Here is a 7,354-nt window from a genome sequence, read left to right as displayed (position 1 = left end):
GGGGGTTGTGGGGGGGGGGCGGTGGGTGGCGGGGGGGTGGTGCTGGGGGCGGCCGGCGGGGGTGGTGTTTCGGTTCTGCTTCGCTTTCCGTCCGGAAACCCGCCCCCTCCGGCCCGCCCCCTCCCGTGAGTTGGACGCCGCCGCCCGGTGGAGAGGAAGGGAAGAAGGGCCGGAGTGAACTGCCGTCTGCGCCTCTCCTCCCACCGGGGCGAAGGGGCCGAAAACGGGGTGCCGTTCGTACCTTTCCTCCCACCGAGGCGGAGGGGGCGGAAACAGCGTGCGGCTCGTACGTCTTACCTCTCCTCCCACCGGGGCGGGGGCGCTCAACTCACGGGAGGGTTCGGCGCCTCCGGGGCGGGTGTTCGGACGTAAAGCGAAGCAGTCCGAGCACCCACCCCGGAGGCGCCGAACCCGGCACCCACCACCCGGCGGGGCCCCGCCCCAACACCCCCTCCGCCGAAGGCGAAAAGACAGCAACCCGCACGGCGGGAGAGCCAACATCGTGGGATGTCAGCCAAGCGCGGCGAACCGCCCCGCCAACCCCTCCAGATCCGCACGCGTCAGCCCCGTGAGGCGGGCCACCTCCGCGGGGTCGACCGCGCCGCAGTCGAGGCCGCGGAGGAGGTATCCGCTGAGGGCCTTGGCCGTGGCGGGCTCGTCCATGACGTCGCCGCCGGCCTTGGCCACGTAGGCGGCGAGCCGGGCGGCGGCCTTCTCCAGGCCCTCGCGGTAGAAGGCGTAGACGGCGGCGTAGCGGGTCGGGAGGTGGCCCGGGTGCATGTCCCAGCCCTGGTAGTAGGCGCGGGCCAGGGCGCGGCGGGTGAGGCCGTGGTGCAGCTTCCAGGCGTCGTGGACCTGGGCGGTGGGGCCGACCGGCAGCACGTTGGTGGAGCCGTCGGAGAGGCGGACGCCGGTGCCGGCGGCGGCGACCTGCATGACGGCCTTGGCGTGGTCGGCGGCGGGGTGGTCGCTGGCCTGGTAGGCGGCGCTGACGCCGCAGGAGGCGCTGTAGTCGAAGGTGCCGTAGTGGAGGGCGGTGGCACGGCCCTCGGCGGCCTCGATCATCCGGGAGACGGTGGCGCGGCCGTCGGGGCCCAGGATGGACTGGGTGGTCTCGATCTGGATCTCGAAGCCGATCCGGCCGGGCGTCAGGTCGCGGGCCTTCTCGAACGCCTCCAACAGCCGGACCATGGCGGTGACTTGCTCGGCGTAGGTGACCTTGGGGAGGGTGAGGACCAGGCCGTCGGGCAGGCCGCCGGCCTCCAACAGGCCGGTGAGGAAGATGTCCAGGGTGCGGATGCCGCGGTCGCGGACGGCCGCTTCCATGCACTTCATCCGGATACCCATGTACGGGGCGGCGGTGCCGTCCCGGTAGGCGGCGGCGACCAGGGCGGCGGCGCGGGCCGCGGCCTCGTCCTCCTCGGCGTCGGGGCGCACGCCGTAGCCGTCCTCGAAGTCGATCCGCAGGTCCTCGACGGGTTCGCGCTCCAGCTTGGCACGGACGCGCTCGTGGACCGGGCCGGCGAGGTCGTCGGGGAGGTCGAGGACGGCGGCGAGGGCGGCGGCGTCGGGGGCGTGCTCGTCGAGCATGGCCAGCGCCTGGTCGCCCCAGGAGCGGATGGTGCCGGCGGTGAAGGCGTCACCGGGAACGTAGACCGTGTGGACGGGCTGACGGGTGCCGGGGTCGCCCGGGTAGCGCCGCGCCAGGTCGGCGTCCACCTCGGCGAGGGCGGCTCCGATGCCCTCGCGTACGGTGTCCGCGAGGCTCGTCGCCACGGTCTCCTGCTGCCCCATTTCGGTACCCTCCCGATGCTCGTGCCCGGTGCCGTCATCGGCCCGGGCATTTCCGCTTAACGGAATCAACAATCCGTATAGCGAAGCTAACCGTGTCCCTGGGCGAGGTCAACACTTTGCGGGATGTGGCGGGGCACCGACCCCGTACTTGGCGGTGCAGGTCAGCGGCGTGCCCGGCCCGGCAAATCCGTGGCGCCGGCCGCCCACCGCGACCACAATCGCCGCCATGACATGGACCGCACCCACGGGGGAACGCCGGGAAGCGCCCGCCTCGACCGGCGAACGCGCGATGTTGCAGGGCTGGCTGGATTTCCACCGCGACACCCTGCTCGCCAAGTGTGCCGGCCTGACCGCCGAACAGCTCACCCGACCCGCCACCCCGCCGTCCGCACTCACCCTGCTCGGCCTGGTGCGGCACCTCGCCGACGTCGAACGCTGCTGGTTCCGGCAGCGGTTCGCCGGCGAGGACGTCGACTCGCTCTACTTCACCGACGAGGACCCGGACGCCGACTTCCACGCCCTCGACCCGGCCCGCGCCGCGGCGGACCACACGGCCCTCGGCGCCGAGATCGCGGCCTGCGACGCGACGGCGGCTGGCCGCGACCTCGACGAGACCTTCACCGCCCCCGGCGGCCGCACCCTCAACCTGCGCTGGGTGTATGTCCACTTGATCGAGGAGTACGCCCGGCACAACGGGCACGCGGACCTGCTGCGCGAGGCGATCGACGGCGCGACCGGCGCCTGAGGGAGATGCCGGCGACCGGCGCCTCCCTGGCAACGCACGGCGCAGGGGTGTTTTCCGGCCACGGCCGAAGGCCCCGTACGCATCGGCGTACGGGGCCTTCGGCCGTGCGGTGCCTACGGGCGCGCGGGCCCGACCGGGTCAGCCCTTGCGGGTCTTGACCTCGTCGGTGAGCGCCGGGACGACGTTGAACAGGTCGCCCACCACGCCGTAGTCGACCAGGTCGAAGATCGGCGCCTCGGCGTCCTTGTTGATGGCGACGATGGTCTTCGAGGTCTGCATGCCGGCGCGGTGCTGGATCGCACCGGAGATGCCCGCGGCGATGTAGAGCTGCGGCGAGACCGACTTGCCGGTCTGGCCGACCTGGTTGGTGTGCGGGTACCAGCCGGCGTCCACCGCGGCGCGGGAGGCGCCGACGGCCGCGCCGAGCGAATCGGCGAGCGCCTCGATGACCGGGAAGTTCTCGGCGCCGTTGACGCCGCGGCCGCCGGAGACCACGATCGCGGCCTCGGTCAGCTCCGGGCGGCCGGTCGACTCCCGCGCGGTGCGCGAGATGATCTTGGTGCCCTTGGAGGCGTCGGCGACGGTCACCGCCAGCTGCTCGACCGCGCCGGCGGCCGGAGCGGCCTCCGGGGCCGCGGAGTTGGGCTTGACGGTGATGACCGGAGTGCCCTTGGTGATCCGCGACTTGGTGCTGTACGAGGCCGCGAAGACCGACTGGGTGGCCACCGGGCCCTCGTCGCCGGCCTCGACGTCCACGGCGTCGGTGATGATGCCGGAGCCGATCCGGACGGCCAGGCGGGCGCCGATCTCCTTGCCCTCGGCGGAGGACGGCAGCAGGACGGCGGCCGGCGAGACCGCGTCGTAGGCGGCCTGGAGCGCGTCGACCTTGGGGGCGACGAGGTACTCGGCGAACTCCGGGGCGTCCGCGGTCAGGACCTTGACCGCGCCGTGCTCGGCGAGCACCGGGGCGGCGGTGTCCACGCCGGCGCCGAGGTGCACGGCGACCGGCTCGCCGATGCGGCGGGCCAGGGTGAGCAGTTCGAGGGTGGGCTTGCGGACGGCACCGTCCACGTGGTCGACGTAGACAAGGACTTCAGCCATGGGAATTGCTCCTGCGAGAAGAGTGCGGGCGGAGGGAGGACGGATGGTTCCGACGGGCCGTCAGGTGCGGGCGGGAGGGCGGGAGTTGCCCTCGGGCCCGCGGTCGGCCGCGGGGCCGGTCCGGGGCCGGGTCCCGGACCCGCGGCTCAGATGAACTTCTGGCCCGCGAGGAACTCGGCGAGCTGCTTGGCGCCCTCGCCCTCGTCCGTGACGATCGTGCCCTTGCTGCGGGCCGGACGCTCGTCGGCCGACTCGACCTTGGTCCAGGCGCCGTCCAGGCCGACCTCGTCCGCCTCGATGTCCAGCTCCTCCAGGTCCAGGGTCTCGACCGGCTTCTTCTTGGCGGCCATGATGCCCTTGAAGGAGGGGTAACGCGCCTCGCCCGACTGGTCGGTGACGGAGACGACGGCCGGCAGCGCGGCCTCCAACTGCTCGCTGGCGGTGTCGCCGTCCCGGCGGCCGGTGACCTTGCCGCCCGCGACGGCGACCTGGGAGAGCTGGGTCACCTGCGGGACGTTGAGCCGCTCGGCGAGCAGCGCCGGCAGCACGCCCATGCCGCCGTCGGTGGAGGCCATGCCGCAGACGACGAGGTCGTAACCGGTCTTCTCGATGGCCTTGGCGAGCACGAGCGAGGTGCCGAGCGCGTCGGTGCCGTGCAGGTCGTCGTCCTCGACGTGAACGGCCTTGTCGGCGCCCATCGACAGCGCCTTGCGCAGCGCGTCGGTGGCGTCCTCGGGACCGACGGTCAGGACCGTGATCTCCGCCTCGTCGTCGTTGGCTTCCTTGATCTGCAGGGCCTGCTCGACGGCGTACTCGTCGAGCTCCGAGAGCAGACCGTCCACGTCGTCCCGGTCGACGGTCAGGTCCTCGGCGAAGTGCCGGTCGCCGGTGGCGTCGGGCACGTACTTCACACAGACAACGATCCTCAAGCTCACGCCGGCTCTCCTACCTGCTTCGTCTCTTCAGAACTGCCTTGTGCTGGCAGCATAGGCGCCTCACGGGGCGGCTCCCGGTCGGTTACGGATCCCCGCGCCGACCGCAATGTTACTCGCTAGTACACCCAGTCTGCTGCCCCGAATCAAGGCCGTCGAAATGTGACCTTCCCAACGGCCCGACCGGGGCATGCGACAGCTCCGCGCGGAACCCGTCAGTCGCGCAACGCGTTGAAGCGGCCCTGGTGGTAGAGGAGCGGACGGCCCGGCCCCGTGGGGTCGCCGACGAGCGGCTCGGCAAGCACGATCCGGTGGTCGCCGGCCGGAATCCGGGTCACGACCCGGCACACCAACCAGGCCAGCACGCCGTCCAACAGGGGCACGCCCTCCGGTCCGGTGCGCCAGGAGGTGGCGGACCCGAAGCGGTCGGCGCCGCTGCGCGCGAAGGTGGCTGCCAACTCCTGCTGGTGCTCGCCCAGGAGGTGCACGCCTATGTGCTCGGCCTCGGAGACGGCCGGCCAACTGGAGGCGCCGACGCCGATGCCGAACGAGAGCAGCGGCGGCTCGGCGGCGACGGAGGTGAGGGAGGTGGCGGTGAAGCCGACGGGTCCGGTGCCGTACGCGGTGATCACCGCGACGCCCGCGGCGTGTTGGCGGAAGACGGAACGCAGGAGATCGGGGGAAGAGGTGCGGGGCGTGCCGAGGTCGGGCGAGGCCGTCATGGAGTTGTCCTTCTGCTGTGGGCGGTGAGCCCGGGCGGAGCCACCGGCATCCGTGCGGCGCGCGGCGGCGGTGAAGTCGTCGCTGCTCACACGCCGGGACAACGCGCGCTGGCGGTCCGCAGAAGGTCGACGTGCGCGCGTCGGTACAGAAGGAGGAGGAATCCTGGCCGCATCACGTCAGGCTGACGATGCGTGACCGGGAGCGTCAAGTGCCGCCCGCCATCTGGGAGATCAATCACGGACCGCCGCCCCCAGCGCGGCGATGACGTCCACCTTCCGGGGCTGTCCCGTCGCGCGCCGGACTATCGCGCCGTCCCCGTCGAGCACCAGCACCGTCGGCGTCGCCACCACCTCCAGGCGCCGCACCAACTCCAGCCGGTCCTCCGCGTCGATCTCGACGTGGGCCACCCCGTCGATCATCCCGGCGACGTCGGCGAGCACCCGCCGGGTGGCCCGACAGGGCTGGCAGAACGCGCTGGAGAACTGCACGAGCGTGGCCCGCTCCCCCAACTCCGCGCCGATCTCGGCGACACCCAGCCGAGCCCGACCGCCCCGCTCGTCCCCTTCATCCCGATCGCGCACCTTCGTCCGCCCCTCCCCTCGACGCGCGCGCCGCCTCCGCGGTCCCCGACGTCTCCTCGACCGTCCGGCCCTTCGGCCCTCCGGCTCTCCGTACTCCCCAGCTGCAGCGTTCGCGGAGCCGCGAACATTCCCCTCACCGACCACCGTTTTCCGACGGACCGTACGACACCACCGGCCGACACCGCCCCGCTTCCCCTCCCCCACCCTGTTCCACGTGACGAGAATCTCCCGCCGGGAACCGCGTCCCGGCTGGCCGCAGGGACAGACATCGGGCACGATCTCCCGGAAGCCGCACGTTACGGCGGCGTAGGTTTCCGCCGGGAGAACCCTCCCCAGGCACAGAGAAGGGGCCCCCGGACATGGCCGAGCTCGTCTATCCACCCGTCATCGGCGCCGCCCGCACGCTCTTCAAGACGCTGGACCTGAAGTTCGACATCGCCGGCACCGAGCACATCCCGCGGCGCGGCGGGGCGGTGCTGGTGAGCAATCACATCGGCTATCTGGACTTCGTCTTCTGCGGCCTGGCGGCCCGGCCGGCCAAGCGGCTGGTGCGGTTCATGGCGAAGGAAGCGGTCTTCCGGCACAAGGTCTCCGGTCCACTGATGCGCGCCATGAAGCACATCCCGGTGGACCGCGCGCAGGGGATGCACGCCTACAAGCACGCGCTCTCCGCGCTGCGTTCGGGCGAGATCATCGGGGTCTTCCCTGAGGCGACGATCTCCGAGTCCTTCACCCTGAAGAACTTCAAGTCGGGCGCGGCACGGCTGGCCCAGGAGGCCGGCGTTCCGCTGCTGCCGATGGCCCTGTGGGGCACCCAGCGCCTGTGGACCAAGGGCCACAAGCGGCAACTCGGCCGCAACCACTTCCCGATAACGATCCGCATCGGCGAGCCGGTGGCGGCGGACGCCGCCGAGCAGCCGGAGAAGGTCACCGATCGCCTCCGCGCCCGCGTCCAGGACCTCCTGGAGGCGGCGCAACGCGCGTACCCGGTAAAGCCGCGGGGCCCGGAGGACACGTGGTGGATCCCGTCGCACCTGGGGGGTACGGCGCCCAGCCCGTAGGGACGCTTCCCACGTTGTCGGCTCTCCCGCCGTGAGGGTTGCTGTTCTGCGCCTGCGCGCAAGCGCTGTCATCCGCTGCGCGGTGCTGTCGGCTGCGGTGACGGGCCTCCGGAGGCGGCATGCCAGACTGCTTCGCTCTACGTCTGGCACACCGCCCCCTCCGGCCCGTCCCCTCCCGTTGGGTGGGTGGATTTCTCCGGGTGGGGGCTGACCACAGTGGTCTGCTGACGGTCACCACTCGGGCTGACGCATCCCCGTCCCCATACGGTCACCACTCAACCCAGCAGCCCGAGTTGACCCACCGGACGGACGTGACACCCACCGTCTTTCCCACCCTCCAACGGGAGGGGACGGGCCGGAGGGGTGGGGGTGCCAGACGTAAAGCGAAGCAGTCTGGCACCCCCACCCCCCCGGCCC

Annotated in this window: 7 protein-coding genes; 2 read left to right on the top strand and 5 right to left on the bottom strand. The window is 72.1% G+C overall.

The genetic code is table 11. The annotated features are described in order from the left end of the window. Positions 1 to 510 precede the first annotated feature (510 nt). Entirely contained in the window at positions 511 to 1,794 is a 1,284-nt protein-coding gene (locus ACIQU6_RS43295) for a DUF6986 family protein (RefSeq protein WP_403488006.1), read from the bottom strand. A 226-nt stretch (positions 1,795 to 2,020) separates the two neighbouring features. On the opposite strand from ACIQU6_RS43295, the gene ACIQU6_RS43290 reads away from it, so the two are divergent. Next, positions 2,021 to 2,539 (top strand): DinB family protein, encoded by a 519-nt coding sequence (locus ACIQU6_RS43290; protein WP_403488004.1) that lies wholly within the window; start codon positions 2,021 to 2,023, stop codon positions 2,537 to 2,539. Positions 2,540 to 2,677: 138 nt separating this feature from the next. On the opposite strand, the gene ACIQU6_RS43285 is transcribed toward ACIQU6_RS43290, so the two are convergent. From ACIQU6_RS43285 to ACIQU6_RS43270, 4 genes are all read right to left on the bottom strand, one after another. Next, a complete protein-coding gene (locus ACIQU6_RS43285; protein WP_403488002.1) occupies positions 2,678 to 3,640 on the bottom strand; it encodes an electron transfer flavoprotein subunit alpha/FixB family protein in 963 nt (320 codons plus the stop codon). Positions 3,641 to 3,786: 146 nt separating this feature from the next. Then, a complete protein-coding gene (locus ACIQU6_RS43280; RefSeq protein WP_403488000.1) occupies positions 3,787 to 4,575 on the bottom strand; it encodes an electron transfer flavoprotein subunit beta/FixA family protein in 789 nt (262 codons plus the stop codon). 212 nt (positions 4,576 to 4,787) lie between these two features. Then, positions 4,788 to 5,294 carry a flavin reductase family protein gene (locus ACIQU6_RS43275; protein WP_403488008.1) on the bottom strand — a complete coding sequence of 169 codons (507 nt, stop codon included), beginning with the start codon at positions 5,292 to 5,294 and terminating at the stop codon, positions 4,788 to 4,790. 231 nt (positions 5,295 to 5,525) lie between these two features. Next, the gene (locus ACIQU6_RS43270; RefSeq protein ID WP_403487998.1) at positions 5,526 to 5,876 is read right to left on the bottom strand and encodes a TlpA family protein disulfide reductase; all 351 of its coding nucleotides are present in this window, start codon (positions 5,874 to 5,876) and stop codon (positions 5,526 to 5,528) included. 359 nt (positions 5,877 to 6,235) lie between these two features. On the opposite strand from ACIQU6_RS43270, the gene ACIQU6_RS43265 reads away from it, so the two are divergent. After that, positions 6,236 to 6,937 (top strand): lysophospholipid acyltransferase family protein, encoded by a 702-nt coding sequence (locus ACIQU6_RS43265; RefSeq protein ID WP_403487996.1) that lies wholly within the window; start codon positions 6,236 to 6,238, stop codon positions 6,935 to 6,937. Positions 6,938 to 7,354 lie beyond the last annotated feature (417 nt).

This window comes from Streptomyces sp. NPDC090442 (assembly GCF_044769405.1).
Taxonomy (GTDB): Bacteria; Actinomycetota; Actinomycetes; order Streptomycetales; family Streptomycetaceae; genus Streptomyces.
This window is presented reverse-complemented; position numbering and strand designations above follow the sequence as displayed.

What these genes read in the sequence shown, in the direction of transcription:
- ACIQU6_RS43295 (WP_403488006.1), bottom strand. Translation starts at nt 1,794, where the DNA reads ATGGGGCAGCAGGAGACCGTGGCGACGAGCCTCGCGGACACCGTACGC.
- ACIQU6_RS43290 (WP_403488004.1), top strand. Translation starts at nt 2,021, where the DNA reads ATGACATGGACCGCACCCACGGGGGAACGCCGGGAAGCGCCCGCCTCG.
- ACIQU6_RS43285 (WP_403488002.1), bottom strand. Translation starts at nt 3,640, where the DNA reads ATGGCTGAAGTCCTTGTCTACGTCGACCACGTGGACGGTGCCGTCCGC.
- ACIQU6_RS43275 (WP_403488008.1), bottom strand. Translation starts at nt 5,294, where the DNA reads ATGACGGCCTCGCCCGACCTCGGCACGCCCCGCACCTCTTCCCCCGAT.
- ACIQU6_RS43265 (WP_403487996.1), top strand. Translation starts at nt 6,236, where the DNA reads ATGGCCGAGCTCGTCTATCCACCCGTCATCGGCGCCGCCCGCACGCTC.